Below are 25,426 nucleotides of genomic sequence, written 5' to 3' on the forward strand. Positions count from 1 at the left end.
GCGAGGTACAGATGGTGCCGAGAACCAGAGTGGGATCACCGCGGGCGCGGTACGTCAATACGCCTGCCGCGCGCGTTCAGGACGCGTTCAGGTTGACCTTGTCAAGGTTCGACCGAGATCGAATCCCCCACACACCGCAGGAGCACCCCTTTGATGACGAAATCGGTGATGAAGAAGCTGCCAGAGGTGACGCTGGCCTTCTGGATCATGAAGATCGCCGCGACGACCCTGGGTGAGACGGCGGGTGATCTGTTCGCCCAGACCCTCAAGCTCGGCTACTTCGTGACCACGATCGTGCTGTTCCTGCTCTTCGTCGTGACGCTGGTCGTCCAGCTCAGGTCCCGCCGGTACAACCCGTTCTTCTACTGGACCGTGATCCTGTCGACCAGCATGGCCGGCACCACGATGTCGGACTTCATGAACCGCGATGCCAGCGCCAAGTACCTCTCGGGCGGCGCCTCCTCGCTCGGCTGGGGCCCACAGGGCCTCGGTCTGGGCTACCCCGAGGGAGCGGCGATCCTCGTCTCGCTCCTCCTGGCGATCTTCCTCGCCTGGAAACTGAGCGGGATGACCTTCCAGATCCGGGACATCGTCACCTTCCGCGGCGAGGCTCTGTTCTGGTCGGCGATCCTCGTCTCCAACACCCTCGGTACGTCTATGGGGGACTTCCTCTCCGACAGCTCCGGCCTCGGCTACCTGGGCGGGGCGCTGCTCGTCACCGGCGTGCTGGCGGTGCTCGTCGCGCTGATGAAGGTGCCGACGGTGTCGAACGTCCTGCTGTTCTGGATCGCCTTCGTCCTCACCCGGCCGCTGGGCGCCACCGCGGGCGACTTCCTCACCAAACCGCTCGCCAAGGGAGGTCTCGACCTGGGCACCGCGGGCTCGTCGGCCGTGCTGCTCGTCGTCCTGCTCGGCCTCATGGCCTACGCACAGGTCCGGGAACGCCGAGACGCCGGGCCCGGCCCGGAGGCGGAGGCGCTCCGGCAGGAAGCCGGCCGTCGATGAGACCGGCCTCGGGCATGTCTCCAGGGCCCTGACGCGAGAGAGCCCCTCGGAACATCCGAGGGGCTCTCCCGCGTTCCGGACCGGTCAGCTCGCGGCCGGGACCGAGTGCCCGGAAGGTACCTTCGCGGGCTTGGGGTTGAGCATGCGTTCGGCCAACTCGCCGAAGACCAGGCCGAATCCGCCCCACAGGACGGTCTGGATGGCCAGGGCGGAGAGCCTGAAACGCCACAGCAGGGTGGCCGGGAAGTCCGTGGGCACCTCGTTGACGGCGGGCAGGAACGCGTAGGCCAGGCCGATCACCACGGCGAACGCGGCCACCGCGACGACGGTGGCGTACCAGGTGCCCAGAGCGGGAGCCAGGCGCTTGCCGAGGATGGTGGCGGCGACGGCCAGCAGCACGCTGAGGACCATCATCAGGAAGTACAGGGCGGTCCGCTTGCCGATGGTGTCGGGGTCGCCGACCGACGGCGGGTTGGCCGGGTACTTCAGGAACGGCACGACGTACACGGCGAGGAGCGCGGTCCCGGACAGCAGGAGCGCGGTCGCGCGCGGGCCGAAGCGGCCCACACGGCCGAGGGCGAAGCAGTAGGCGAGCGCCGCGATGCCGCCGAAGGAGACACCGTAGACCAGGACACCGGTGGCCAGGCCCGCGGTGGACTGGAGGCTGCGGGAGACGAGTTCGACCTCGTGCCCGTGCGCGTGGGAGTGCGCCTCCTCGAAGCCGATGGCGCTGTCGACGCTCGGTTCACCGAGCAAGTAGGCGACGACCAGGGCCAGTACACCGGCCGCGAGGCCGGCGAGCATGCCGCGTACGAGGAGGTTTCTTACCGTTGCGGAGTTCATGACGAGTGCTCTCCCTCGCGTCAGTGGCAGGGGAAGCCGAGCAGGTGGCGGGCGTCGTGCACCCACTCGTGGACGTCCTCGCCGGAGACGACGGAGGTGGCGCCCTGTTCGGCGCCGACGAAGTACAGCAGGACCAGCATCAGGATGCCGAAGAAGGCCGCCCAGGGGACGATCGCGCCGATCGGCAGCTTGGCGGGGAGAGCGGGGGTGGTGGCTGTCGGCGGAGCGACGGTCTGCGCCATGGCAGGACCTCCTCGGGAGTTCGCGTCCCATCTCGGTGGTGCACAGGATGCCGCCTACGGGTCTGACTCACGAGGTCCCGGCGTGGCCGGGACGGCTCGTTCACAGTGGCGCGACCGTGCCGGATTTGCACCGGCTTCCGTCTTGACGTCATCGATATCGGACCGACCGTACCGCGTGGCGCGTACCTGGCCAAGACCGCGCCGACCGGGGTGATCTTCCTCTCGTCCCAGGTGACACGCCCGTCCTCAGCCTTCTTCCGCCCCCGCACCCGTGCCGGACTCGCCCTCGGACAGCCCGAGTTCACGCTCGCCCAGCGGCGTGAAGAAGCGCTCGACGTCGGTGTCGGTGACCTCGGCGAGTGTGGCCGGGAACCAGCGCGGCCGGCGGTCCTTGTCGATGATCTGGGCCCGGACGCCCTCCACCAGGTCGGGGGCGGACAGGGCGGCACAGGAGACGCGGTACTCCTGGTCGAGAACACGCTCCAGCGATCCGAGCCGCCGGGCGCGGCGCAGGGAGGCCAGCGTGACCTTCAGAGCGGTGGGCGAATTGCCGAGCAGGATCTCCGCCGTCTCCTTCGCGGCCGGGTCGTCGGTCGCGAGCAGCCGCCGGACGATCTCCTCGACCGAGTCGGCGTCGTAGCAGGCGTCGATCCACCCGCGCCGCTCGGCGAGTTCGGCCGGCGGGGCGGGCCGGGCGTGAGCGGCCACGGCCTCGGCCACGGGCCGGTCGGCGAGGTCGGACACGAACCCCTGGAGTGAGGAGGACGGCAGGAAGTGGTCGGCGAGGCCGCACAGCAGCGCGTCCCCGGCGCCGATCGAGGCGCCCGTCAGGGCGAGATGGGTGCCGAGTTCGCCCGGGGCGAGGGCGAGCAGACGGGTGCCGCCGACGTCGGGGACGAAACCGATGCCGGTCTCGGGCATGGCCACGCGCGAGCGCTCGGTGACGATCCGCACGCCGCCGTGGGCGGAGATCCCGACGCCGCCGCCCATGACGATGCCGTCCATGACCGCCACGTACGGCTTGGGGTAGCGGGCGATGCGGGCGTTGAGGTGGTACTCGTCGCGCCAGAAGGCGGCCGACGCGGTGCCGTCCCCGTCGCGCGCGTCGTCGTGGACGACCCGGATGTCGCCGCCCGCGCATAGGCCGCGCTCCCCGGCCCCGGTGATGACGACGGTCTCGACGACGGGGTCGTGTTCCCAGGCGGTGAGCGCCCGGTCGATCCGCCGCACCATCGCGTGGTTCAGGGCGTTCAGCGCCCTGGGCCGGTTGAGGGTGATGTGGCCGACGCGTCCTTCGGTGCGCAGCAGGACGGATTCCTCCACGCCGGAAGCCTGGGTGCCGGACGCCTCGGGGCCGGATGCCTGGGAGCCGCTCATCCGAACGCCTGCGCGGAGCGACGGGTCACGATGACACGCATGATCTCGGTGGTTCCTTCCACGTCCCTGCCGCGCGGGTCACCACGGCCTCCGGGCCACCGTACCCACCACACCCGTCCCGCGATCGAACGGCCCGCACGGTCAGTCCCTCCGGCCTGGCTGCGGCATGGACGCGGATCACACGTCCACCGGGAGCCTGCGGAGCGAGGTGTCACCGCCGTCCGGGACGCGGCCCCTCGGCACCGGAAGGACGACACCAGGGCGCCGGCGACTTCGGCCCCCGCCCCGGCCACCGGGCTGACGGCGGTGGGGTGCGTCGGCGCCGGGCGGGGCGCAACCGCTCGAGCACGTCTCGCCTCCAGCCCGCCAACTGCCCCAACTACCCCAGTTTCACCACCCCTTCGACCGTCCCAGGCCCTGTCGTGGAACCGATCAGGTGTGCCCAGGCGCAACCGAGCGTGGCTCTGGTCCAGGTGGGGAATGGTTGGCTGCGTGGGCGGGGTACCGGCGTGGTGTGCGATCACGGAGCACCCATCGAGGCTGGAAACGATCACCGATGGGAGGGTCGGCGGGGTCTGGCCGAGGGGCCTGCCCGGCGTGGCTCGGGCTGTAGGGAGTCCGGTGTGGAAGCCGCCGCCGATTGCCCGTGCACGGGTGAGCCGAGGGGATGCTGCTGATGATTGACCCAGGTCTGGCCGCGCGGGCGCGGCAACTGCTCGCCCATCACCCGCAGCGACTCTCCGATGACGAGTTCCTCGCCGAAGCCACAACGCTCCACGACCTTGTAGAGGACCCTCCTACCGAGCAGCCGGCCTACGAGGCGGTCTTGTTGCGACGCCGGATGACGCAGATCTGGTCGCGGTCCGAGCAGACCGCGATGCCACCCGTTGAGTTCCGGTATGGACTCTTTCGTGCGGGGCACCTCGACGAGCCCGGGCCGTTCCGGCAGTTGAGGGGGCACCTCTACTGCGCGACGGTCAAGTTCCATCGCGCGCTGAGCGGGGAGCGGCGGTGCCTGCAGTCGGCCGAGATGCACTGCCGGGATGCCCTCCTGATCGGGCGCCAGAACAGCGCGCAGCGGCACCCGAGCTGGACCGAGGCCGGGGACGAGAGCAGGATGACGCTCGCAGCCATCCTGTGCTGCCTCTACGAGCAGGACCGTGAGCTCCTGGCCGCCGGCGGACCGACGGCCCAGCGCATCCGCGCCTACGTCGACGAGGCGATCGCACAGACCGAGCAGCCGCCGGCCATGCCCCAGATGATCCACTCGTGGCGTGCCGTGCGTGGGCGCGCGCTGGTGTACCGCTGGTCCGACGCCGACCCCGCAGTCCGTGATGCTGCCGACATCGAAGGGGGGATCTCACTGCTGGAATCCGCTGCGGCCCAGCCGGGCCATGAGGGGCTCGGGAGCCAGAAGCTGCTTGCGGATGCCCTCATCGAGCGCCGCGGCCACGGCGACCTGGTGCGGGCCATTGAGATACTTTCCGCGTGGATCCGCCAGGTACCAGCGGAAATGGCGCCTGCGGCGGAGCAGAGCCTCGCCCAAGCCCGTATGTTGCTCAGCGGCGACGATCAGCTCTTCGACGCGTCATACAGGGATGCCCTCGCAACCGGTCGGCTGCGCATCGCGTGGGACACGAAGACACAGCACGCCGGCTGGCTGCGGACGGCGGGCAGGACACGCGAGGCGGCACATGCCTACCTCGCGGCCTTCCAGGTGCTGCCTGGACTCGTCGGGCTTCAGGGCGAGCGCCCGGACAAGGAAGTGGTTCTCCTTCACACCGGTCGCGCTGCGTCCACTGCCGCCACCGACTTGATCCGCTCCGGCAGCCGTGACGATCTCATTGCCGCGGTCATGCTGCTGGAGGCATCCCGGGCGGTCATGCTCGGCGAGATGCTGGACCTGAGCGGGCCTCAGGCAAAGCCGGGCGGTCCCGAGCGAGCTCGGCTGGCACGACTGTCGACCGAAATCGTGGCCTTGGAGAATGGCACCGCCGGTGGGCAGCTCAGTCCCCGGCAGATCGCCGAACGCCTCGAGCGCGCGTACGGCGACCACGCCGCACTCACCGGGAACGGCACACACAGCCCACCCACGGTGGAGGTCGCCGGGCAGTCGACGTGGCGTACCGTTTGCCGGGCCGCGCAACCGGCACCTCTGGTGTACTTGACCGCCGGCGACAGCGGCGGCGGTGCGGTGATCGTTCCCAGCGGTCTCGCCGACAAGAATCAGCAGCCCATCGGGATCAGCCTGCCCCGCCTCGACCACCCGACCGTGCTCGAACTGGTTGCCCTCCTCCGGCGGATGGACGAGTTGCAGGGGCAGAACCTGGATCCGAAGACGGGCGAATCTCGGATTCAGATCATGACGCGGGTCCTGGAAACGCTGTGGGACTGCGCCATGGAGAAGGTCGTGGAGGAACTGGGCGGTACGCGGCTGGCGGTTCTCCTCGCAGGTGGTCTTCTCGGCATGCTGCCGCTCCATGCCGCCGGCGAGATGCCGCAGGAACGACCGCAATCGTGGCGCTTCGCGCTCGACTCCATGGCGTTCACCTACGCCCCGACCGTGGCGTCCATGACCTGGGCACGCGCACACCGCAAGGATGCCTCCCGGTGGAAGAGCCTTTTCGTGCTCGCTCCTCCGGACGACTCGCCCAGGCCGATGAGCCGCGAGGCCGAGCTCGAAGCCCTCTCCCGGCTGGACGGTCTGGTACTTGAGAAGATCGACACTCTGGAAGACCGCAGGACGATCATGGGGGCGTTGAGGCGCCACGACGTCTTCCACTTCGCAGGCCACGGCTGGCCCTCCGCGACGGACCCGTTGTCCGGAGGTTTGTACCTCTCCGCAGGGCAGACTCTCCAGGTCGCCGCGTTCCTGGCAGAGCCCCCTCTTCCGGGCCGCGTGGCGATGATCCCAGGATGTTCCACCGCCATGATCGGAGACCATCTGCCGGAGGAGAGCGTGGGGCTGCCCACCGCGTTGCTCCAGGCAGGCTTCACCGACGTCATGGCGACGCAGTGGAGCGTCGAGGGTGGCCTGATGGCCGGTTTGATCGACGGGCTCTACCGCCGGTGGCGGGAGCCGGGAACGCACCCCGCCTTCGCTCTCGCAGGGATTCAGCGTGAGCTGTTCCGCACCGGCGACAACGGCCGGCCCCTTCACCCGCTGTACTGGGCGCCCTTCACACACACCGGGGGATGACCGTCCCACGAGGGTCGCCGACCGCCCGTGCCCGCCGCGGGGCCAGGCGGTCGGCGCACCGTCACTGCGCGGCCGTACCTCCGGAGGCGTCCGACGGCTGCTGGGACGGAGCCTCGTCCGCCGGGGGCGCTGTAGCCGCCGGGGGCGCCACGGCCGCCTGCGGAATGTGAGTCATCTCCGCGGGGGTCTTCTCGGACTGGCCGTGGCCACGGCCGTCGGTGTTGTCGAAACTCGCGAAGCCCGGCGCTCGCTGGTCGTCGTCCCTGCTCACGTTGTCCTGGGTCATGTCCCCGGCTCACCCCAAATCACTTCCATGAAGCTGATCTCCTCCCAGGAGATCAGGATTCCGATGTTCCGCAGCTGAGGGCGGTGGTCCGTCCCGAGCACGAACAGGCCGTCCTCGTTACAAATGGCCGTGTCGCAGAGGTAGAGATCCTGCGGCTCGGGATACCCGGATGCACGGGAGTCCAGGAAACCTCGCGCGTCACGCGCGAACGCCCCCAGGACCCAGCCGTTGCAGCCGCCCGCCGTGTCCTTGAGCCGTAGCCGCAGCCACAAGCTCGGCTGGTGTCCGAACAGAGCGTCCCAGGCGCGCGGCTCGGGCGTCCGACCGTGAACGCGAAGCGCCCAGCTCCGGTTTCTTCGGATACCCGCCCCGACCACACTGCCCGCGAAAAGCGGAAGGACCAGGTAGGGCAGCGGTGCCCACCACAGCATCCACGGCACAGGTGGCCGCGTCACTCGTCCACCCGCCCAGACGTCCTGGTAGAGCCACAGCGTCAACGGCGCCAGAGCGAAGTGGAAGAACACCGACACCGCGGCCACGCGGAGCGCGCGATCAGCGAGTCCAGCACGCGTGATCCCTGTCTGCCGCTCCACGGCGAAGATGTAGAGGGCCCCAGGAAGGACCGCGATCACAGTCACCGCCAGCGCCTCGAACGTGCTCACAACAAGGCCCCCGCTCTGGAGCCCCCTCCGACTCCGGCCACGTGTGCATGCGGCTCAACGCTCCTGCCCCGGCGCTCCACACAGACCCCGAATCCCGGACTGCCAACGATCAGAGGCGGATCTGGAACGCCCACCTGACATCGCTCCGACGAGGATGCTGACGGCACATCATCATCGAATCTTGACCACGACGGTGCCACAGATCTTGTCGGCGAACGTCTGACCCTTCACATCCCACGTCGGGCGCAGATAGCCGATCATCGTCATGGAGTCCGCGAAGTGCGCCAACTGACGGAGGATCGCGACCCTGAGACCGATCGGTGCGAAGTCGCGTTCACGGACCAGCTTGATGCCGACCAGCTTCATCCCGATGGTCTGCCCCTTTGCGTGCTCATGCAGAAAGGTAGCCGCACTTACGATGGACAGCACACCGGAAATCGTCTGCAGAGTTACCCCGATGCCAATGTCTCGCAGCAGGGTGAATGCGAAGAAATCCACCGGGATGAGCTCAATGGTGAGGCCGATGAGTAACGCCCCTACGCGAGACCCCCAGCTCGCGTACATCGGCCTGATCGGAGCTCGCTGAGGTGGATACGGCACCGGATAGCCGGGATAGGGAAGCGCTCCAGGATACGGCGGCCCGGGATAGGGAGCTCCAGGATAGGGAGGCCCGGGATAGTTGGGCCCGGGAGGGGGAGCTCCGGGGTAGGGATACGGGTCGGGCCCCCGGCGCCCGTCTGGGTTGTATGGGTTGTATGGGTTGTACATGCGTCCCCCCGGACCAGATTCGCCATGTACACGACGGCCCAGTGACTCCAACCGCCCGCGCCAGTCAATTCAACCGCAAAACCAGCGCCCGCAGGCGAACTCATCCAGAACAGCCGGTATTTACTATCTTCAGGTGATATGAGATATCGGATCGGCGACAGTGGTGAGAACATCATGGGCATGACTGATACGGATGGAGCGACGCACAGGAGGAGCCGGGCTGCAGCCGATGGCAAGAGACGCGTCTTCCTCGACATCGACGAAACCGGATCCGGCTGGATGTTCGTCGTGGTGGCCGCGCCGACCGGCGTCATCTACCAGACTCAGGGCGGAGGTCACGGCTGCATTCCCTACGAGCAGGAAGGCTACCTGCTGCCCTTCTACGTCCCCGGTGCGGACGCCGGCCTGAGCGATCTGTTCGTCGGTGACCTCAAAGGCTGGGGATCGAGACAGTTCGACTGGCCGCGAAACCTGCTCGACCGGCTACGCCGCGAGGTCGCCGACCTGCACATCTGGGGGTCGGCCAACCAGGATGACCCAGTGCCCACTCCTCTGGTCCTCGACGAGTCCCGACTCGCGGAGTCCGACGAAGCCTGGATTCCCGTTCTGACTCCGGACGGGCCGGGGTTTCTCGTCTGGCAAAACTCCGACTGACGTCCGGTCAGGACCGACCGTATCCACCGCACCCGTCCCGCGATCGAACGGCCCGCGCGGTCAGTCCTCTTCGGCGTCCTTCAGCACGTACAGCCCCGGCAGGTTGACCACGATCGCCTCCTGGGTGCTGCGGGCGATCACGACGACCGCCTCCTCGGCGGGGTCCGGGTTCTCCTCGCGGTGCGGCACGAACGGCGGCACGAAGATGTAGTCACCGGGCGAGGTGCGCAGCCGTACCTCCTCGGGCGTCTCGCCGGCGTCGTCGAGGAAGACGAACTCGGGGTGCCCGCTGACCACGTAGATGGCGGTCTCGGATGCTCCGTGGTGGTGGTCCGAGGAGGCGGTGGAGGGGGCGACGTGGGTCTGGCCCATCCACAGCTTCTCGGAGCCGACGGTGGTGCCGCTGACGGCGGCGAATCTGCGCATGCCTCCGCTCTGCGCCGTGTCGCCGTCGAGGGCGTCGGCGCGGATGTGGTGCAGGCGGCTGCGCAGGGGACGTACGGACTGCCCTTCGGCATCCGGGAGATGGGGGTGGAAACCTTCGCCGGGGGTCGTCAACGGCTCGCTCATGGACGGGGACGCTAGAGCGGCCCGGAAAAGGATGTCAAGAGGTATCCATTGCGCTTCACCTGCGGCAATGTTCCCGCAATGAACGTGGGGAACCGGTGGAGACCCGCTCGGCGGACAGCGTGTCGGGCATCATGGGCCCATGCATATCTCCGCGAAGGCGGACTACGCCACGCGGGCTCTCCTGGAGCTCGCCCGCGAACCGGCCAGCCCGCTCACCTGTGAGGCGATAGCGTCCTCGCAGCAGGTCCCGTTCCGGTTTCTGAAGTCCGTGGTGGGCGAGTTGCGCAGGGCCGGACTGGTGCGCAGTCAGCGTGGCTGCGAGGGCGGCTACTGGCTCGGCCGGCCCGCCGACGAGATCACCCTGCTGGACGTCGTACGCGCCGTGGACGGCGAGCTGATCACCCTCAGGGGCGAGCCGCTGGCCGGGCTCGACTATCCGGGGCCCGCCTCCGGGCTCCCCGGGGTGTGGCGCCGCATCGAGGCGGACGCGGCGGCGGTGCTGGGCGGCACGACGCTGGCCGCGCTGCTGCCCGCCGGGACGGCCGAGCGGCTGGACCGCAAGGGAGCCGCGTGACCCGCGCCCCGCACCGGACGGCGCCGGACGCGGTGAGGACGGACGGCGGCACGGACCCGGCGGCAGTGGTGGACTCCGCGGACACGACGCAGACGGTGGAGGCGGCCGGCGTGGTGGAGGTCGTGGAGTACACCGACCCGCTGTGTCCCTGGGCCTGGGGCTCGGAGCCGGTGTTCCGGGGGCTGCGTGCCGCGCTGGCGGGCCGGGTGCGCTGGCGACGCGCGTACTGCGTCCTGTTCGATGACGACGACGACCCGCCGCCCGATCCCGCGGCGGAGACCGTCTGGTACGCGCGGTACATCGAGGACGTCGTCGCCCACACGGGCGCCCCGCGGGCGCGGCGGCTGATCCGGGTCGCGGCGAGTTCCTGGCCGTCCTCGCTGGCCGCCAAGGCCGCGGAGCGACAGGGCGGCGAGGTGGCCGAGCGGGTGGTGCGGCGGCTGCGGGAGAGCGTGTTCGTGCTGGGGGAACCTGCGGACACGGTGGCACTGGCGCTGTCCGCGGTGCGGGGGGTGCCCGGCCTCGACCATGAGCGGCTGGCGTCCGACGTAGCGTCAACCACCGTACGGGAAGCGGTACTTGCCGACCGTGCCGAGGCGCGGCGGCCGGTCGCCGAGGTGCTGTCGGTGCGCGGCGGCTCGCCGCATCCCGGTGCCGCGAAGGAGACCGCCGAGGGCGGGTACCGCTACGCGCTGCCGACGCTGCTGGTGCGCTCTCCCGCAGGGCTGCGCATCGTCCCGGGCTGGCGGCCGTACGAGGAGTACGCGGCGGCGTTCGAGGAGCTGAGCCCCGGGCTGCTGACCGTGCCCGCGCGGCCGGCGCCCTCGGAGGCGCTCGCGCGGTACCGGAGTCTGACCGGCCCGGAGGCGGCAGTGTTGAGCGACGGGCCGTGGCCTCCCCGGGACGCCGTGCGCGTCGAGACCGGCAACGGCCCGCTCTGGCTGCACCCGGACGAGGCCGCCGTACACCCGGCCCGCGACCTCGGCACGCCTGCCACGCCCTGACGTTGCTCGGCCCGGACGGTCCGAGCGGTCCCCCGGCACCGCCTGGATGACGGTCCTCCGGCCGAAGGCCTGACGGTCCCCGAGGGTCGGCTGCGTGACGGTCCCCGAGGGTAGGCCGCCTGACGGTCCCCGAGAGTCGCCGGCCCCGCGGTTTCCAGCCGCCCCGGATGACGGCCCGCGGGCCGGTGCTCGAGCCGTCGTGACCGGCGCGAGGCGCATCCGCGCACCTCCGCGGCCTTCTGATCAGCGGTCAGAACCCGTCCCGCCCAATGAGACACCAATTGGTGTCCATTGACAGCCGCCGAGAACCGGCCCCAGGATGTGCACCATGCTTACGACGCACCCCGCCGTGGAGTGCCGCTACGTGGACCTGCGGCGCACCTGCAGCGCTCTCTGTCGCTGACCGCCCGCCAGCCGCGGCCCCCAGGCGCCTGACGTCCGTCCCGCCGGCTCCGGCACCGGCCCCGAGCCGACCCGCCGTCCGGCCCCCGTCATCGCGCGCCGTCCTCCCAGCGTTTCGTCGTCTCCGCTCCCCCGGCCTCCCGGCCCTCCCCGCGATCCGCCGACGCCTCCTGCCCTGAACGCGGCATGCCCCGTGCGCACCGAAGCGCACACCGGCATGCGCCTCTCCGGCATGCGCGGCGTCCGTCCGCGGGGTGAGCCGCCCTCGCTCCGCGCTGCGCCGCTCCGGCGTGGGCGGGAGCCTTCGCAGAAAGAACTCCGATGTCCGGACGTCTCACGCCCCGCACCCCCGCCACGGCCTTCCGCTCCGCCCCGCGACCCGGCCGGCTGCGCGCCGCCGCCCTGGGCACCGCCCTCGCCACTGTGCTCGTCCCCGCGCTCGCCGCCTGCGGCGGCGAGAGCTCCGCGTCGGCCGGCTCCGCCGCGCTGAAGTGGACCTCCTCCTACTTCCCCGCCCACTGGGACCCGGTCGTCAGCGGAAGCGGCGCCCAGTTCCGCGAACTCGCCCTGGTCTACGCCTCGTTGACGCGGACGGACGAGAACGGGAAGGCCGTCCCGGACCTGGCCAAGAGCTGGGACTACAACGCCGAGGGTGATGTGATCACCTTCCATCTGCGGCCGAACCTGAAGTTCAGCGACGGCGCGCCGGTCGACGCCGCCGCCGTGAAGGCCGCCATCGAGCGGGCCAAGAAGCAGAAGAACTCCGCCCTGTTCGGCGACCTGACCTCGATCACGTCGGTGGACGCCAAGGGTCTCGACGCGGTGATCCACCTCAGCCAGGTCGACTACCAGATCCCCCAACTGCTGGGCGAGCGCGTCCTGCAGATCGCCAGCCCGAAGGCGGCGGCGTCCCCGGACAAGCTGGACCAGAGCCCGGTCGGCGCGGGCCCGTTCATCGTCACCCAGCTCGTCCCGGGCACCAAGGCCGTCCTGAAGAAGAATCCGGACTACTGGGACGCCAAGAACATCCACATCGACAACGTCGAGCTCAGCTCCGCCCCCGACGCGTCCACCGTCGTCTCCGGACTGCAGACCGGCGTCTACAACTTCGCCGACATAGCCCCGAGTCAGGCCGAGGCGGCCAAGAAGGCCGGGCTCGACGTCTTCGTGCAGCCCGGCTTCAACGCCTCCAACCTCAGCCTCAACACCAACAAGGCGCCGTTCGACAACGACAAGGTCGTCGAGGCGGTCCGCTACGCGATCAACCGTCAGGAGTTCGTCGACAAGCTGACGTTCGGCTACGGCTCGGTGACCAATCAGCCCTTCCCCAAGGGGTACGTCGCCTACGACCCGGAGTCCGAGAACGCGTACGCCTACGACCCCGCGAAGGCCAAGAAGCTGCTGAGCGAGGCCGGTTACAAGGCGGGCGCCCTGAAGCTGAGCCTGGTCATCCCGGCCGAGGACCCGCAGGCCGAGATCGTGCAGGCGCAGTTGGCGAAGGTCGGCATCACCGTCACGATCAGGATCGACAAGAACTGGGCCACGCCGTTCTTCGCCAAGAACCTGACGTTCTCGCTGTACGGCACCACCGGCCGTGACTCCGCGGCGCAGACCCTCACGGCCCACTTCGGCCCGAACGGCCCGCTCAACCTCAGCTCGCCCTACGAGCCGGCCGGCTTCGAGGCGGCCATCGCCAAGGTCCGCCGGACCCCGCTCGACTCGCCGGACTACGCGAAGGTCCTCCAGGCGGCGACCCGGGCCGGCCTCAAGAGCAAGGCGCTGGTGTTCACGTACTCCTCGCCCAATCTCATCGCCAAGAGCAAGTCCATCTCCGGCCTGCCGAAGAACCCCGCCCACATCGACTGGACCGGCGTGACCATCGCCGGCGGCAACTGACACCCCGCCCACGACAGAGAGGGGGCAACCCATGACGACGACGGTGGCAACGGCCCCGCCCGACGTCCGTCTCCCGGCCGCCGCGGCCAGAACCCGGCACACCCTGGGCCGCGTCCTGGCCACCCTCGCCCGGTCGGTCGCGATCTTCGTGCCCGTCTTCCTGGTCGCGACGTTCGTGACGTTCGCGCTGCGGTCGCTGAGCGGGCTCAGCCCGGCACGCATCCAACTGGGCGAGGAGGCCACTCCCGAGGCGGTCGCCCGCGTCGAGGCGCAGTGGGGCCTCGACCGGCCCTTCCTCGTCCAGTACGGGGACTGGTTCGGCGACGTCCTGCACGGCCGGCTCGGCACGAGCTGGACCAACGGCGCAGACATCTCCACCCTCATCGGCCTCGGCCTGGGCGTGAGCCTGTCGGTGGCGACGTTCGCGCTGATCATCGGAGTCGTCGCGGGGTTCGGTCTCGGCACCCTCGCGGCGCTGCGCCGCACCACCTGGGTCGACCGCGCGATCACCGGCTTCGTGACGGTGATCTCGGTGATGCCGGCCTTCGTCGTCGGCATCGTGCTGGTCGCGGTGTTCTCGGTGGGACTGCATCTGTTCCCGTCCGCCGGATACGTCCCGGCGGACCAGGGGTTCGGGCCCTGGCTGGCCCACATCACGCTGCCCGCGGTCGCGTTGAGCTTCGATGTCGTCGCCGACGTCGCCCGCCAACTGCGCGGGGGGCTCGTCGGGGCGTACGGCGAGAACTACGTGACGGGCGCGGTGGTCCGCGGGCTCGGCCCGCGCCGGATCTTCTTCGGCCATGTGCTGCGCAACGGCATCGGTCCCGCGCTCGCCACCCTCGGCCTGAAGTTCCCCGCCTTGGTCGGCGCGTCCGTCGTCACGGAGTGGATCTTCGGACTCCAGGGCTTCGGACGCTTCGCCAACGACTCCGCGCAGGCCGGGGACGTACCGGCCGTGCAGGGGGTCCTCGTGGTGTCGATCGTCCTGGTCGTCGCGTTCAACCTGCTCGTCAACCTGGTGCTGGCCCGCGTCACGCCGGCCTCGCGACGGGGGGTGTGACCATGGTGCGCCGCGTTCTCGCCCTCACCTCCGGCCGCATCGCCCTGGCCGTCCTCGCGGTGATCGCCGTACTCGCCCTGTTCGGGCCGCTGCTCGCACCGCACAACCCGCTGGCCACCGGTGACCAGCCGCTCGCGGACGCGTCCGGCGCCCACTGGCTGGGGACCGACTACCTCGGCCGTGACGTGCTGAGCCGGCTCCTCGACGGCTCCCGCGTCAGCGTCCTCGGCTCGCTGGAGGTCGCCTTCACGGCCCTGGCCATCGGCGCCGTCCCCGGCATCCTGTCGGTCCACCTCGGCCGGGCCTTCGAATGGGTCACCCTCCGGCTCGCCGACACGCTGGTCGCGCTGCCGTTCCTGCTGTTCGCCGTCGCCGTCGTCGCCCTGCTCGGCAACGGTCTCACCCAGGCGATGCTGGTCACGGGGGCGCTGGTGTCCCCGTTGTTCTACCGCGTGGCCCGCGCCGCCACCCTGTCCGTCGCCCGTTCCCCGTACGTCGAGGCCGCGATCATCGCGGGTGCCTCGACCGGCTGGATCGTTCGCCGTCACATCTGGGCCAAGGTGCTTCCGCCCATCGCGGTCGCGCTCGCCCAGACGGTCGGCGTCGGGTTCGTCATCGTGTCGAGCCTGACCTTCCTCGGGATCGGGGTCCAGCCTCCCGCGCCCACCTGGGGCGGCCTGCTCGCCTCGGATCTGGGCTATCTGACCCAACAGCCTTGGGCTCCGCTCGTACCCGCCCTGCTGATCATGATCACGGTCTGGGCCTGCAACCTCCTCGCCGACGCCATCCGTGACGTCTCCGGCGAAGCGGGCCAGACGCCGGCCGCCGGCCGTGGCACGCGCGCCGGCCGGCGTGTCGAGGCCGACCCCGCTCCCGCTCCCGCCGGAGGTGCGCGATGACCGCCCTGTCCGAGAAGCTCCTCGCCGAGGCCGAGAACACCACAGAGACCACAGAGACTGCGGATACCACGGGGACCGCAGAGGCCGCGGAGACGCGGGAATCCGCGCAGGCCGCCGGTGCCGTTCCCGGTGCCAGTGCCAGTGCCAGTGCCGTTCAGGGTGCCGGTGCCCTTGCCGGTGCCGAGGAGACCGCCGCCGATGCCGGTACCGGAGAACCGCCGCGCTCGCAGGCCCCCGTGCTCTCCGTACGCGACGTCCGCATCGGCGACCCTGCCGCCGGCCAGGACATCGTCCACGGCGTGAGTTTCACGCTCACGCCCGGCCGGGCCGTGGGCATCGTCGGCGAGTCCGGCAGCGGAAAGACCCTCACCTGCCGCGCCGCGCTGGGCATCCTGCCCGCCCCCTTCACCATCACCGGCGGCTCGGTGGAGATCGACGGCGGCGACATCGCCGGGCTGTCCCCCGCACGGTGGACCGACCTGCGGGGCACGACGATCAGCGCGGTCTTCCAGGACCCGGCGTCGTATCTCAACCCCTCGATCAAGGTGGGGGCCCAGATCGCCGAGGTCCTGCGGGTCAAGAAGGGGCTGAAGCGGCGCGCGGCGCGCCGGCGGGCGGTCGAGCTGCTGCGGTCGGTGCACCTGCGCGACCCGGAACTCGTCAGCTCGCAGTACCCGCACGAGCTGTCCGGCGGCATGCTCCAGCGGGTCCTCATCGCCGTGGCGATCGCCGCGGGACCGCGGATCCTCATCGCCGACGAGGCCACCACCGCGCTCGACGTCACCGTCCAGGCCGAGATCCTCGACCTGCTCGCCGATCTGCGCGAACGGACCGGGCTGGCCCTCGTCGTGGTCTCCCACGACCTGGCCGTCGTCTCCCAGCTCTGCGACGAGGTCCTCGTGATGCGCCACGGCGAGGTGGTCGAGCAGGGCCCCACGGAGGACGTACTCCACCGTCCGCGCCACGAGTACACCCGGCTGCTGATCGCCGAACACCAGCAGTACGGCCTGGAGAAGTTCCTCGCGCCCGGGGAGGACGCATGAGCACCGAGCCCGTCCTGGAGGTCACCGGCCTCGAAGTGCGCTACGGACCGCGCCGGCGGCGCCGGAACGCGCTGCGCGGTGTCTCGCTCACCGTCTCGCCGGGCGAGACCGTCGGGATCATCGGCGAGACGGGATCGGGCAAGACCACCCTGGCACGCGCCGTGCTGGGCCTCGTCCGCGCCTCCGCGGGTTCCGTCGTCCTGGACGGCGAGGACGTCACCGCGTACGGCGGGCGCCGGTGGCGGGCGCTGCGCCGCCGCGGTGTGATCCAGTACGTCTTCCAGGACCCGCTGCGCAGCCTCGACCCGGATCTCACCGTCGAGGCCTCCCTGGCCGAACCGCTGCTGGTCCGCGGGGTCTCCCGCGAGGAGGCGGCTCGCCGTGTCCGCGCCTTCCTCCCCCGCGTCCAGTTGTCCGAGGACCTCCTCGACCGGCTGCCCGGCCGGCTCTCCGGCGGGCAGCGTCAACGCGTGGCCGTCGCCAGGGCGTTGGTCACCGAGCCCCGCCTGGTCATCCTCGACGAGCCGGTCAGCGCCCTGGACTCCGCCAACCGGGTCCAGATCCTGCGCATCCTCCAGGAACTCCGCGACGACGGAGTGGCGCTCGTCTTCATCTCGCACGACCTCGGTTCCGTCGCCGGGGTCGCCGACCGGATCGCCGTGCTGTACCAGGGCGAACTGGTCGAGACCGGCGCCGCCGGCGAGGTCATCGCCCGGCCCCGGCACCCCTACACACGCCTGCTGGTCCGCTCCGCGCCCACGCTGCACGCGGCCCCGGCCGACCGGGCCGAACGCGCCGCCCTGCGGGCCCTGCTGAACGTCTGAACCCCTCGAAGAGACAGGAAGAAAACGCCATGCCCCGCACCATCCATCTCGCCCTGCACCCCTACGGCGTCGGCGGTCCCGGCCAGCACGGTCTGTGGAAGGACCCGCGCGTGGCGAAGAACGCCAGCATCGACATCGACTACTACATCCGGCTGGCGAAGGCGGCCGAACACGCCCTCTTCGACGCCCTGTTCATCGTCGACAGCCAGTTCATCAACGCCACGTACCCGGCGCACTATCTCAACCGCCTCGAACCGCTGACCCTGTTGTCCGCGGTGGCCACCCACACCCGGCACATCGGCCTTGTGGGCACGGCGAGTTCGACATACAACTCGCCGTTCAACCTGGCCCGCCGGTTCGCCTCCCTCGACCACATCAGCGGTGGCCGGGCCGGCTGGAACGTCGTCACCAGCTTCGACACCGGTACGTCCCGCAACTTCGGACTCGACGAACACCTCGACTACACCACCCGGTACGGCCGCGCCCTGGAGTTCGTCCAGGTCGCCCGCGGCCTGTGGGACTCCTACGAGGACGACGCCTTCCCGGCGGACGTGGCCCGGGGCGTCTTCCTCGACCCGGCCAAGCTGCACTCGCTCGACCACGAGGGCGAGCACTTCAAGGTGGCGGGACCGCTCAACCTCTCCCGCTCCCCGCAGGGCCAGCCGGTCATCTTCCAGGCCGGGGTCTCCGAGGAGGGCCGCGACCTGGCGGCGCGGGTCGCCGAGGGCATCTATGCGCCGGGCGGGACGCTCCAGCAGGCCCAGGAGTACTACACGGACATCAAGCGGCGCACCGCCTCCTACGGCCGCGACCCCGAGCACATCAAGATCTTCATCCACGGAAGCCCGGTCGTCGCCACCACCGACGAGGCGGCCCGGCGACGCGAACGGGAGATCTTCGAGGAGGACAACGACTTCGACCGCAACCTCGCCCTGCTCGGCCGGTCCTTCGGCGCGTACGACTTCAGCGCGCACGACCTCGACGCGCCGTTCCCCGACGTCGCGCACCTCGCGGAGAAGGGCGGCCGCACGGGCGCGTCGGCGCTCATCGAGCGGGCCCGCACCGAGAACCTGACGCTGCGCCAGGTCGGCGAGTCCGTCAACCAGTTCCGGACCTCGCCGTTCGTCGGGGCCCCGGAGACCGTCGCCGACACCATCGAGAAGTGGTTCGACGCCGGCACCTTCGACGGCATCAACCTCGCCTTCCGCACCGAGGACGAGCTGAACCTGTTCGTCGACGGCGTCGTCCCGATCCTCCAGAAGCGCGGACTGTTCCGTACCGAGTACGCGGCCGACACCCTGCGCGGCAACCTCGGCCTGCCCGTGCCGGCCAACCGTCACACCCGCGAGCCGCAGCTCGCGAACGACTGAGACCCCACCGCGACCGGCCGGTGGAGCAGGACCCGTCCTCCACCGGCCGCGCCCGGCGGCCCCCTCACCCGGGAACCGTCCGGCACGGCGCCCCGAAGAGAGACGACCCGCACGGAAAGGCCGACATCCCATGACGAGCGAGCGACCACGCTTCAGGCTCGGCTTCCTCACCCACGTCCAGGGACGCGATCAGGACATCGCCCGTACCTACCGCAACGCGCAGGAACTGTTCGCCGTCGCGGACGAGCTCGGCTTCGACGTCGGCTGGGTGGCCCAGCACCACGTCGCCCTCGGCGGCGGCGGACTGTCCTCGCCCTGGACCTTCCTCGCCCACGCGGCCGCGAGGACCGCCCGGATCCGGCTGGGCACGGCCGTCACCGTGCTCCCGTTGGAGGACCCGGTGCGCCTCGCCGAGGACATCGCCACCGTCGACGCCCTCAGCGGCGGCCGCGTCGAGATCGGCGTGGGCAGCGGATCGAGCGCCCTGGAGTACGCCGCGTTCGGCAAGGACGCCGACCGCAAACGCGAACTGACCAGCGAGAACCTCGACGTCCTGCGGCGGGCCCTGGCCCACGACGAGGTGGGCACGGCCGGCTTCCGCATCCAGCCGCGCCCCGGTGGCTTCGACCGCCGCGTCTGGCAGGGCGTGTTCAGCGCCCAGGGTGCCTCGTACGCGGCGCGCCGCGGCTCGAACCTGCTGCTGAACCGGGCCGCCTACGGGTTCGACTCCCCCACCGACGAGGTGCAGCGGCCCTGGGCCGACGCCTTCCTCGCGGCCTGGGACCGGCCGCACCGCCCGCGCATCGGCCTGTCCCGCTTCATCTTCCCGGCCAAGGACCGGCGCACCGCGCTCAGCGCCATCGGCGACGACGTGCACCGGGCGGCGCTGCGCATGGCCGAGAGCGGCGCGTTCCCCAAGGGCCTCGACAGAAACGAGGCGCTGCGCCGCTTCCACTCCTTCTACGGCCATCCCGACGACGTCGTCGAGGCCCTGGGCCGGGAGAAGGTCCTGCCCGTGGCGACCGACCTGATCGCGCAGTTCAACCCCGCCGTCCCCGACCACGACGCCGCCGTCCGAGCCCTCGAACTCATCGCGACCGAGGTGGCGCCCGCGTTGGGCTGGAAGCCGGCGCACACCGGCGAGCCCGCGCACACCGTCGAGTCCGCACCCGCACCCGCACCCGCACCCGCACCCGCAGGAGCCTGAGATGACCCAGTACACCGACCACCACGGGCCCGAGGGGCTCCTCGTCCGCGGCACGATCCTCGTGGTTCCCGGCCGCGGCGAGACCCGGGCGACCTACGCGCGCTTCGGCGGACGGCTCGCCGCCGACGCCTACCGGGTCCGGGTGGTCGACCCCCCGGCCCTCGACGCCGGGGACCCGGCCGCCTCCCTGACCGAGCTGGAGGCCCGGCTCGCCGAGGCCGTCGAGGACACCGCCTCGCCGGACGGTGTCGCCCGGCCGGTCGTCCTCGTCGGGGCGGACTCGGGGGCCCTCGCGCTCGCGGCGCTCCTCGGCGGGGCCCGGACTCCGGCCGCCTGGTGGCCGAACGCGCTGGTACTCGCCGGGCTTCCCGGCCCGTCCGCGAGGACCGCTGCCGCCGGCGGGACATGGGACGCCGAGCTCGACGTCCGTACCTCGTGCCCCACCCATCGGGGCCGCCTCAGCCAGGACCCCGGGGTACGGCGCGGGTCGCTCGACGACGCGCTGCCGGACTCCCTGATCGGCGCGGCCTACGACAGCGAGTCGCCCCTGCCCACGCTGCTGCTCGTCGGCGACTCCGATCCGCTCGCCGACGACGAGGCGCTCGCCCGCCTGGCCAAGTCGCTTCCCCTGGCGCGTCTTTCGGTGGTGCACGGCGCTCACCACGACGTCCTCAACGACCTCCAGCACCGTTCGGTGGCGGCCGAGGTCGTCAGCTTCCTGGAAGCACTCCGGGGGGACCTGCGGCCGCAGGTCAGCGTGCGGTCCAGCGCCTGGTGACCGGCCCGCCGGGCGGGGCGCCGTATGCCGCCGTCGAGCTCCCGTCCCGCCCGGCACCCCGCACCACGACCACGCACGCCGGCACCGCCACCTTGCCATCGCCATCGCCATCGCCACCGCCACCGCCACCGAACCGCCCACTCCCCCCGGCAGTTCGCCGCACACCCGCCTCACGCAACCGAATCCCGACCCGGAAGGTCCGCCATGGCCACGATCGTGTCCGTCTCCGGAAGCCCCTCTCCCACCTCCCGCACCACGCGCCTCCTGCGCCACCTCGACGACCGGCTCCGCCTCCAGGGGCACGAGGTCATTCCCTTGGATGTCCGTACGCTGCCCGCCCACGCGCTCCTCGGAGCCGACTTCCGGCATCCGGCGATCGTCGAGACGGCGGCCCTGTTCGAGAGGGCCGACGGCGTGGTGATCGGCACGCCGGTCTACAAGGCGGCCTACTCCGGCCTGCTGAAGTCGCTCCTCGACCTGCTCCCGCAGTACGCGCTGGCCGGCAAGACGGTGCTGCCCCTCGCCACGGGCGGCAGTACGGCCCATGTCCTCGCGATCGACTACGCGTTGCGTCCGGTGCTGAGCTCCATGGGCGCGTCGCACATCGTGCCGGGCTGGTTCACTCTCGACAAGGACGTCACCGCGGACGCGGACGGCGCACCCGTGATCGCGGCCGCCGCGGCCCAGGCGCTGGAGCAGGTGACCGACCACTTCTCGGCAGCACTGGGCGGCCGTACGACCGCACTCGCGTCGACCGGCTGAACCGGTCCCCCGGCATCGCCCCGCGTCTCGGGAATGTCAGTCCCCGATGCCAGGCTGGAGCCATGAAATACATGGTGCTGATGTACGCCGATCCCGCCGCGACCGAAACGATGACGGCGGAGCAGCGGACCGAGGTGTTCCGCTGGCACGAGGCCCTCCACAAGGATCTGGAGGGCTCGGGCGAGCTGCTGAACGGAGCGGGGCTGGCCTACCCGCGCGACACCACGACTCTGCGCTGGAGCGCGGAGGGGCCGGCCGTGGCGGACGGCCCGTTCGCCGAGGCCGACGAACACCTCACCGCCTACTACGTGATCGAGTGCGCGACCCCCGAGCGGGCGCGCGCCATCGCCGAGCGTGTACTCGACTTCCACGTCGTGGCGGTGGAGGTGCGGCCGATCCACGACGTGTTCGGCATGGGGGACGCCTGATCGCACACCCCGTCCCCGCGCCGCGTGCGCGCTCACCGGTGGCGGCTCGGCGCGGGGACGGCGCGGGAGGCTGATCCTGGCAGGGCAGCCGTCCGGACTTCAGTGCGGGCCGCAGGTCAGCCGGTAGGCCTCCTGGATCCAGGGCTCCTTGGTGTGGGGGTGCACGCCGCAGGCCAGGGACGCACCGGAATGGCCGAACCAGGTGGTGACGCTGCCGTAGACGTCATGGCCGGCGCAGGTCACGGTGAAGCTCGCGTCGACGGTCTGGACTCCCTCGGCCTCGACGAAACGCCCCGCGTGCCCGAGGAAGTCGGTCCTGACGGGGGTGCGCGGACGGTCGGCGGACTCCTCCCCCGGGGCGGCCAATTCCTCGAGGTCCCACCACTTGAGGTGCTTGGCGAGCGCGGCGAGGACCTGACGCTCCGACACGCGGTCGTCGCTCGTGCTGACCTGGGGCACTATGGTGCGCACGAGCCCGGGGTGGAACGTGACCCAGCCGTCGCTCTTGCTGACGTTCACGACCGGTGACACCTCGGTGAGTCGCCGCTCCCGGTGGACGGAGGTCCACCGGAAGGCCCCGCCCGCGCAGGAGGGTGCGGAGGCGGTGCTCTTCTTCCGTGCTCCGGCCTCGGTCGTCTTCCCTGCCGCCGACCGGTCCGTGGCCGTCGGTCGCTCCGTCGCCGTCGTACAGGCCGTCGCGGACGGCATCACCGCGCACAGCAGCGCTGCTATCGCCCACCCGTGCCGTCGGGTCATCCCGCTGCGTGCCATGCGCTGCCGTTCCGCTCGTTCGAAGGCCGGCCCCGGCCGTTCCGGCCATGGGTCCAAGATCCGGGAGCCTGCGAATATAAGCTCTCTGACCAGCGAAAACGGAGTTCGTGATGCAGTCGTGACGCTCGGGCGCGATGTTCGTGGCGCCCGGGTGGGCACGACGGGACGGGCGGGCCGCAACCACGGCCCGCCCGTCCCGAACGTCACCCGGCGGTCGACGCCGGCTACCGCGTGCGCCACTCCTCGGCCAGCAGCTCGTACGACCGCACCCGGTCCGCGTGCCGGTGGGTGATCGTGGTGATGAGCAACTCGTCGGCCCCGGTCGCCTCCTGGAGCCGCTCCAACTGGCCGGCGACCCGCTTCGGGGAGCCGACGAACTGGGTGTCGAGACGGTCCTGGACGAGTGCCCGGTCGGCGTCCGACCAGGTGTGGGCACGCGCCTCGTCCGGGGTGGGGAACTGGATGGCGCCCTCGGCGGTACGGATGCTGCGGACCCACAGGCCGTAGCCCGTGGCGAGTTCGCGGGCCTTCTCGTCGTCCTCGGCGACCACGACGTCCGCGGACACGCTGACGTACGGCTTGTCGAGGACGTCGGAGGGCTGGAACGTGGCCCGGTAGCCCTCCACCGCCTCCAGCACGGTCGCGGGGCTGACGTGGTAGTTCGCCCCGAACCGCAGGCCGTTGCGGCCCGCGACCTCGGCGCTCTGCCCGCCGCTGCTGCCGAGGATCCAGACCTCCAGATCGGCGCCCTCGCCCGGGACGGCGTGGGCCTCGACTCCGTCCGCGGAGCGGTAGGTGCCCGCGAGCAGCGCGAGGATGTCGTCGATCTGCTCGCCGTAGTCCTGCGACTCGGCGTGGGGCTGCTGGAGGAGGGTGCGCTGCAGGGCCACCCGCGGTGAGCCGAGAAGGTGTTCGTAGGAGAAGCGGGCCGGTATGCGGAGCCCGTTGGGGGCACGGCCGTCGACCACGGGGGTCGCGGTCGCCGGCGGGGCGGCGGACTTGCCGGACGGCCGACCGCCGGAGCGTCCGAGGCCCAGGTCGAAGCGCCCGGGGTGCAGTGCGTCGATCAGGCCGAACTCCTCGACCGTGGACAGGGCGGTGCGGTGGCCGAGTTGCACGGCTCCAGCGCCGAGCCGGATGGTCGAGGTCGCGGCGGCCGTCAGGCCGAGGACGACGGCGGGCGAGGTTCCGGCGACACCGGGGTTGAGGTGGTGTTCGGCGAACCAGTAGCGGCTGTATCCGAGGTTCTCGGCCCGCTGGGCCAGGTCGATGGAGTTGCGCAGGGCGTCCGTGGCCGTGGAACCCGAGGAGATCGGGATCAGGTCGAGAACGCCGAGAGGGATGTCGGACATGTGCGGAGGCCTCCTCAGCGCTCGGCGGCTGTGCGGATCGGTACGGGAACGGGCCGCGTCGGCGACGTCACGACGCCGCCCGGCCGGCGTACGCCTCGGCGTCGGGGTGGGCCAGGCCGAGGTGGTCGCGCAGGGTGGTGCCCTCGTACTCGGTGCGGTGGACACCGCGTTCCTGGAGGAGCGGGACGACCTGGTCGGCGAAGGCGTCGAGGCCGCCCGGGGTGATGTGCGGGACGAGGATGAAGCCGTCGGAGGCGTCGGCCTGGACGAAGTCGTTGATGGTCTCCGCGACCGTGGCCGGGCTGCCGACGAAGGCCTGCCTGCTGCCGGTCTCGATGACGAGGTCGCGGATGGACCACTTGTTGGCGGCGGCCCGCTCGCGCCACTCACGGACGGTGGCCAGCGGGTCGCGGTACATGCGGACCTGGGCGCGGCCGCGGGCGACGGTGTGTTCGCCGAGGTCCGGGTCGATGTCGGGAAGCGGGCCGTCGGGGTCGTACGCGGACAGGTCCCGGTTCCAGACGAACTCCAGGTGCTTGATGGCGGTCGCGCCGCTGACCTGGAGGCGCCGGACCTCGCGGGCGTGTTCCTCGGCCTCGGCGTCGGTGTCGCCGAGGACGAAGGTCGCGGCCGGCAGGATCAGCAACTGGTCGGAGCGGCGGCCGTACCGGGCGAGCCGCGCCTTGACGTCCGTGTAGAAGGCCTGGCCCTCCTTGAGGGTGGAGTAGCGGCTGAAGATGGCGTCGGCGCTCGACGCGGCGAACTCGCGGCCCTCCTCGGAGTCTCCGGCCTGGAAGATCACCGGGCGGCCCTGCGGGGAGCGCGGGACGTTGAACTGCCCCTCGATGTCGAAGTGCTGTCCGTGGTGGACGAAAGCTCCGGCCTTGGCGTCGTTCAGGAAGGTGCCGCCCACCCGGTCGGCGAGGATCTCGTCGCCGCGCCAGGAGTCGAAGAGTTCGTTGGCCGTGGCCAGGAACTCCTTGGCCCGCGAGTAGCGCTCCTCCTGCGGCAGGAAGCCGCCGCGGCGGAAGTTCTCGCCGGTGAAGGCGTCCCAGGAGGTGACGACGTTCCAGGCGGCGCGTCCGCCGGAGAGATGGTCGAGGCTGGCGAACTGGCGGGCCACCTCGTAGGGCTCGTTGAAGGTGGAGTTGATGGTGCCGGTCAGGCCGAGGTGTTCGGTGACGGCGGCCAGGGCGGCGAGGACGGTGAAGGTGTCGGGCCGTCCGACGACGTCCAAGTCGTAGATGCGGCCGCCCTGTTCGCGCAGCCGCAGGCCTTCGGCCAGGAACAGGAAGTCGAACTTCGCGCGTTCGGCGGTGCGGGCGAAGTGCGCGAAGGAGCTGAACTCGATGTGGCTGCCGGCCTCGGGGTCGCTCCACACGGTGGTGTTGTTGACACCGGGGAAGTGCGCCGCGAGGTGGATCTGCTTGAGCGGCTTGCTCATGGTCGG

At 71.0% G+C, this 25,426-nt stretch carries 25 protein-coding genes and 1 riboswitch; of the genes, 15 read left to right on the top strand and 10 right to left on the bottom strand.

The window, feature by feature from the left end; all coding sequences use genetic code 11:
* The first annotated feature begins 153 nt into the window (after positions 1-153).
* Entirely contained in the window at positions 154-1,005 is an 852-nt protein-coding gene (locus ACZ4TO_RS31845) for a COG4705 family protein (RefSeq protein ID WP_385047130.1), read from the top strand.
* Positions 1,006-1,089: 84 nt separating this feature from the next.
* On the opposite strand, the gene ACZ4TO_RS31850 is transcribed toward ACZ4TO_RS31845, so the two are convergent.
* From ACZ4TO_RS31850 to ACZ4TO_RS31860, 3 genes are all read right to left on the bottom strand, one after another.
* Complete coding sequence (locus tag ACZ4TO_RS31850) at positions 1,090-1,848, bottom strand: CbtA family protein (protein ID WP_468026057.1); 759 nt, start codon at positions 1,846-1,848, stop codon at positions 1,090-1,092.
* Between the two features lie 20 nt (positions 1,849-1,868).
* Entirely contained in the window at positions 1,869-2,090 is a 222-nt protein-coding gene (locus ACZ4TO_RS31855; RefSeq protein WP_355775546.1) for a CbtB domain-containing protein, read from the bottom strand.
* A gap of 71 nt (positions 2,091-2,161) precedes the next feature.
* Positions 2,162-2,272: riboswitch (cobalamin riboswitch) on the bottom strand.
* Positions 2,273-2,336: 64 nt separating this feature from the next.
* Positions 2,337-3,467, bottom strand: a complete 1,131-nt coding sequence (locus tag ACZ4TO_RS31860; RefSeq protein ID WP_468026058.1) for an enoyl-CoA hydratase/isomerase family protein — start codon at positions 3,465-3,467, stop codon at positions 2,337-2,339.
* Between the two features lie 667 nt (positions 3,468-4,134).
* Between ACZ4TO_RS31860 and ACZ4TO_RS31865 the strand changes: the two genes are divergently transcribed.
* Positions 4,135-6,666, top strand: coding sequence for a CHAT domain-containing protein (locus ACZ4TO_RS31865; RefSeq protein WP_468026059.1), 2,532 nt, complete (start codon positions 4,135-4,137; stop codon positions 6,664-6,666).
* Positions 6,667-6,727: 61 nt separating this feature from the next.
* Here the strand turns inward: ACZ4TO_RS31865 and ACZ4TO_RS31870 are convergent, their stop codons facing one another.
* The 3 genes from ACZ4TO_RS31870 to ACZ4TO_RS31880 all read right to left on the bottom strand — a co-directional run bounded on the left by ACZ4TO_RS31870 (position 6,728) and on the right by ACZ4TO_RS31880 (position 8,178).
* Positions 6,728-6,952 (bottom strand): hypothetical protein, encoded by a 225-nt coding sequence (locus ACZ4TO_RS31870; RefSeq protein ID WP_468026060.1) that lies wholly within the window; start codon positions 6,950-6,952, stop codon positions 6,728-6,730.
* Positions 6,949-7,614, bottom strand: a complete 666-nt coding sequence (locus ACZ4TO_RS31875) for a DUF6338 family protein (protein ID WP_468026061.1) — start codon at positions 7,612-7,614, stop codon at positions 6,949-6,951. The genes ACZ4TO_RS31870 and ACZ4TO_RS31875 overlap by 4 nt, the downstream gene beginning before the upstream one ends.
* A gap of 171 nt (positions 7,615-7,785) precedes the next feature.
* A complete protein-coding gene (locus tag ACZ4TO_RS31880) occupies positions 7,786-8,178 on the bottom strand; it encodes an RDD family protein (RefSeq protein WP_382778690.1) in 393 nt (130 codons plus the stop codon).
* Positions 8,179-8,520: 342 nt separating this feature from the next.
* Here ACZ4TO_RS31880 and ACZ4TO_RS31885 point away from each other — a divergent pair, with 342 nt between their 5' ends.
* Positions 8,521-9,036 (top strand): DUF6210 family protein, encoded by a 516-nt coding sequence (locus tag ACZ4TO_RS31885; RefSeq protein ID WP_468026062.1) that lies wholly within the window; start codon positions 8,521-8,523, stop codon positions 9,034-9,036.
* A 60-nt stretch (positions 9,037-9,096) separates the two neighbouring features.
* Here the strand turns inward: ACZ4TO_RS31885 and ACZ4TO_RS31890 are convergent, their stop codons facing one another.
* Positions 9,097-9,606: a cupin domain-containing protein gene (locus tag ACZ4TO_RS31890; protein WP_468026063.1), complete on the bottom strand. Its 510-nt coding sequence runs from the start codon at positions 9,604-9,606 to the stop codon at positions 9,097-9,099.
* 139 nt (positions 9,607-9,745) lie between these two features.
* On the opposite strand from ACZ4TO_RS31890, the gene ACZ4TO_RS31895 reads away from it, so the two are divergent.
* The 12 genes from ACZ4TO_RS31895 (at position 9,746) to ACZ4TO_RS31950 (ending at position 21,853) form a co-directional block, all read left to right on the top strand.
* Positions 9,746-10,180, top strand: a complete 435-nt coding sequence (locus tag ACZ4TO_RS31895) for an RrF2 family transcriptional regulator (RefSeq protein WP_468026064.1) — start codon at positions 9,746-9,748, stop codon at positions 10,178-10,180.
* Positions 10,181-10,275: 95 nt separating this feature from the next.
* A complete protein-coding gene (locus tag ACZ4TO_RS31900) occupies positions 10,276-11,184 on the top strand; it encodes a DsbA family oxidoreductase (protein WP_468026148.1) in 909 nt (302 codons plus the stop codon).
* Between the two features lie 723 nt (positions 11,185-11,907).
* Positions 11,908-13,482 (top strand): ABC transporter substrate-binding protein, encoded by a 1,575-nt coding sequence (locus ACZ4TO_RS31905; protein WP_468026065.1) that lies wholly within the window; start codon positions 11,908-11,910, stop codon positions 13,480-13,482.
* 31 nt (positions 13,483-13,513) lie between these two features.
* Positions 13,514-14,542: an ABC transporter permease gene (locus ACZ4TO_RS31910; RefSeq protein ID WP_382778695.1), complete on the top strand. Its 1,029-nt coding sequence runs from the start codon at positions 13,514-13,516 to the stop codon at positions 14,540-14,542.
* A 2-nt stretch (positions 14,543-14,544) separates the two neighbouring features.
* Entirely contained in the window at positions 14,545-15,441 is an 897-nt protein-coding gene (locus ACZ4TO_RS31915; RefSeq protein WP_468026066.1) for an ABC transporter permease, read from the top strand.
* A complete protein-coding gene (locus ACZ4TO_RS31920; protein WP_468026067.1) occupies positions 15,438-16,484 on the top strand; it encodes an ABC transporter ATP-binding protein in 1,047 nt (348 codons plus the stop codon). The genes ACZ4TO_RS31915 and ACZ4TO_RS31920 overlap by 4 nt, the downstream gene beginning before the upstream one ends.
* Positions 16,481-17,308, top strand: coding sequence for an ABC transporter ATP-binding protein (locus tag ACZ4TO_RS31925; protein ID WP_382778698.1), 828 nt, complete (start codon positions 16,481-16,483; stop codon positions 17,306-17,308). Before ACZ4TO_RS31920 ends, ACZ4TO_RS31925 begins: the two co-directional genes overlap by 4 nt.
* A 29-nt stretch (positions 17,309-17,337) precedes the next feature.
* A complete protein-coding gene (locus tag ACZ4TO_RS31930) occupies positions 17,338-18,678 on the top strand; it encodes an LLM class flavin-dependent oxidoreductase (RefSeq protein ID WP_468026068.1) in 1,341 nt (446 codons plus the stop codon).
* Positions 18,679-18,808: 130 nt separating this feature from the next.
* Positions 18,809-19,885: an LLM class flavin-dependent oxidoreductase gene (locus ACZ4TO_RS31935; RefSeq protein WP_468026069.1), complete on the top strand. Its 1,077-nt coding sequence runs from the start codon at positions 18,809-18,811 to the stop codon at positions 19,883-19,885.
* Between the two features lies 1 nt (position 19,886).
* Positions 19,887-20,663 (top strand): alpha/beta hydrolase, encoded by a 777-nt coding sequence (locus tag ACZ4TO_RS31940; protein ID WP_385047091.1) that lies wholly within the window; start codon positions 19,887-19,889, stop codon positions 20,661-20,663.
* A gap of 204 nt (positions 20,664-20,867) precedes the next feature.
* Entirely contained in the window at positions 20,868-21,425 is a 558-nt protein-coding gene (ssuE, locus tag ACZ4TO_RS31945; RefSeq protein ID WP_468026070.1) for an NADPH-dependent FMN reductase, read from the top strand.
* A 62-nt stretch (positions 21,426-21,487) separates the two neighbouring features.
* On the top strand, positions 21,488-21,853 hold the full coding sequence (locus ACZ4TO_RS31950; RefSeq protein ID WP_468026071.1) for a YciI family protein: 366 nt from the start codon (positions 21,488-21,490) through the stop codon (positions 21,851-21,853).
* A 99-nt stretch (positions 21,854-21,952) separates the two neighbouring features.
* On the opposite strand, the gene ACZ4TO_RS31955 is transcribed toward ACZ4TO_RS31950, so the two are convergent.
* The 3 genes from ACZ4TO_RS31955 to ACZ4TO_RS31965 form a co-directional block, all read right to left on the bottom strand.
* Positions 21,953-22,624, bottom strand: coding sequence for a hypothetical protein (locus ACZ4TO_RS31955; RefSeq protein WP_468026072.1), 672 nt, complete (start codon positions 22,622-22,624; stop codon positions 21,953-21,955).
* Positions 22,625-22,848: 224 nt separating this feature from the next.
* The gene (locus ACZ4TO_RS31960) at positions 22,849-23,976 is read right to left on the bottom strand and encodes an MsnO8 family LLM class oxidoreductase (protein ID WP_468026073.1); all 1,128 of its coding nucleotides are present in this window, start codon (positions 23,974-23,976) and stop codon (positions 22,849-22,851) included.
* Between the two features lie 67 nt (positions 23,977-24,043).
* On the bottom strand, positions 24,044-25,420 hold the full coding sequence (locus tag ACZ4TO_RS31965) for an NtaA/DmoA family FMN-dependent monooxygenase (protein WP_468026074.1): 1,377 nt from the start codon (positions 25,418-25,420) through the stop codon (positions 24,044-24,046).
* Positions 25,421-25,426: the final 6 nt, after the last annotated feature.

Source organism: Streptomyces sp. NPDC028298, from assembly GCF_055565895.1.

Coding starts and splice junctions, on each gene's coding strand:
- ACZ4TO_RS31845 (WP_385047130.1), top strand. CDS start 154: ATGACGAAATCGGTGATGAAGAAGCTGCCAGAGGTGACGCTGGCCTTC.
- ACZ4TO_RS31850 (WP_468026057.1), bottom strand. CDS start 1,848: ATGAACTCCGCAACGGTAAGAAACCTCCTCGTACGCGGCATGCTCGCC.
- ACZ4TO_RS31855 (WP_355775546.1), bottom strand. CDS start 2,090: ATGGCGCAGACCGTCGCTCCGCCGACAGCCACCACCCCCGCTCTCCCC.
- ACZ4TO_RS31860 (WP_468026058.1), bottom strand. CDS start 3,467: ATGAGCGGCTCCCAGGCATCCGGCCCCGAGGCGTCCGGCACCCAGGCT.
- ACZ4TO_RS31865 (WP_468026059.1), top strand. CDS start 4,135: ATGCTGCTGATGATTGACCCAGGTCTGGCCGCGCGGGCGCGGCAACTG.
- ACZ4TO_RS31870 (WP_468026060.1), bottom strand. CDS start 6,952: ATGACCCAGGACAACGTGAGCAGGGACGACGACCAGCGAGCGCCGGGC.
- ACZ4TO_RS31880 (WP_382778690.1), bottom strand. CDS start 8,178: ATGTACGCGAGCTGGGGGTCTCGCGTAGGGGCGTTACTCATCGGCCTC.
- ACZ4TO_RS31885 (WP_468026062.1), top strand. CDS start 8,521: ATGAGATATCGGATCGGCGACAGTGGTGAGAACATCATGGGCATGACT.
- ACZ4TO_RS31890 (WP_468026063.1), bottom strand. CDS start 9,606: ATGAGCGAGCCGTTGACGACCCCCGGCGAAGGTTTCCACCCCCATCTC.
- ACZ4TO_RS31895 (WP_468026064.1), top strand. CDS start 9,746: ATGCATATCTCCGCGAAGGCGGACTACGCCACGCGGGCTCTCCTGGAG.
- ACZ4TO_RS31905 (WP_468026065.1), top strand. CDS start 11,908: ATGTCCGGACGTCTCACGCCCCGCACCCCCGCCACGGCCTTCCGCTCC.
- ACZ4TO_RS31910 (WP_382778695.1), top strand. CDS start 13,514: ATGACGACGACGGTGGCAACGGCCCCGCCCGACGTCCGTCTCCCGGCC.
- ACZ4TO_RS31915 (WP_468026066.1), top strand. CDS start 14,545: ATGGTGCGCCGCGTTCTCGCCCTCACCTCCGGCCGCATCGCCCTGGCC.
- ACZ4TO_RS31920 (WP_468026067.1), top strand. CDS start 15,438: ATGACCGCCCTGTCCGAGAAGCTCCTCGCCGAGGCCGAGAACACCACA.
- ACZ4TO_RS31925 (WP_382778698.1), top strand. CDS start 16,481: ATGAGCACCGAGCCCGTCCTGGAGGTCACCGGCCTCGAAGTGCGCTAC.
- ACZ4TO_RS31930 (WP_468026068.1), top strand. CDS start 17,338: ATGCCCCGCACCATCCATCTCGCCCTGCACCCCTACGGCGTCGGCGGT.
- ACZ4TO_RS31935 (WP_468026069.1), top strand. CDS start 18,809: ATGACGAGCGAGCGACCACGCTTCAGGCTCGGCTTCCTCACCCACGTC.
- ACZ4TO_RS31940 (WP_385047091.1), top strand. CDS start 19,887: ATGACCCAGTACACCGACCACCACGGGCCCGAGGGGCTCCTCGTCCGC.
- ssuE (WP_468026070.1), top strand. CDS start 20,868: ATGGCCACGATCGTGTCCGTCTCCGGAAGCCCCTCTCCCACCTCCCGC.
- ACZ4TO_RS31950 (WP_468026071.1), top strand. CDS start 21,488: ATGAAATACATGGTGCTGATGTACGCCGATCCCGCCGCGACCGAAACG.
- ACZ4TO_RS31955 (WP_468026072.1), bottom strand. CDS start 22,624: ATGGCACGCAGCGGGATGACCCGACGGCACGGGTGGGCGATAGCAGCG.
- ACZ4TO_RS31960 (WP_468026073.1), bottom strand. CDS start 23,976: ATGTCCGACATCCCTCTCGGCGTTCTCGACCTGATCCCGATCTCCTCG.
- ACZ4TO_RS31965 (WP_468026074.1), bottom strand. CDS start 25,420: ATGAGCAAGCCGCTCAAGCAGATCCACCTCGCGGCGCACTTCCCCGGT.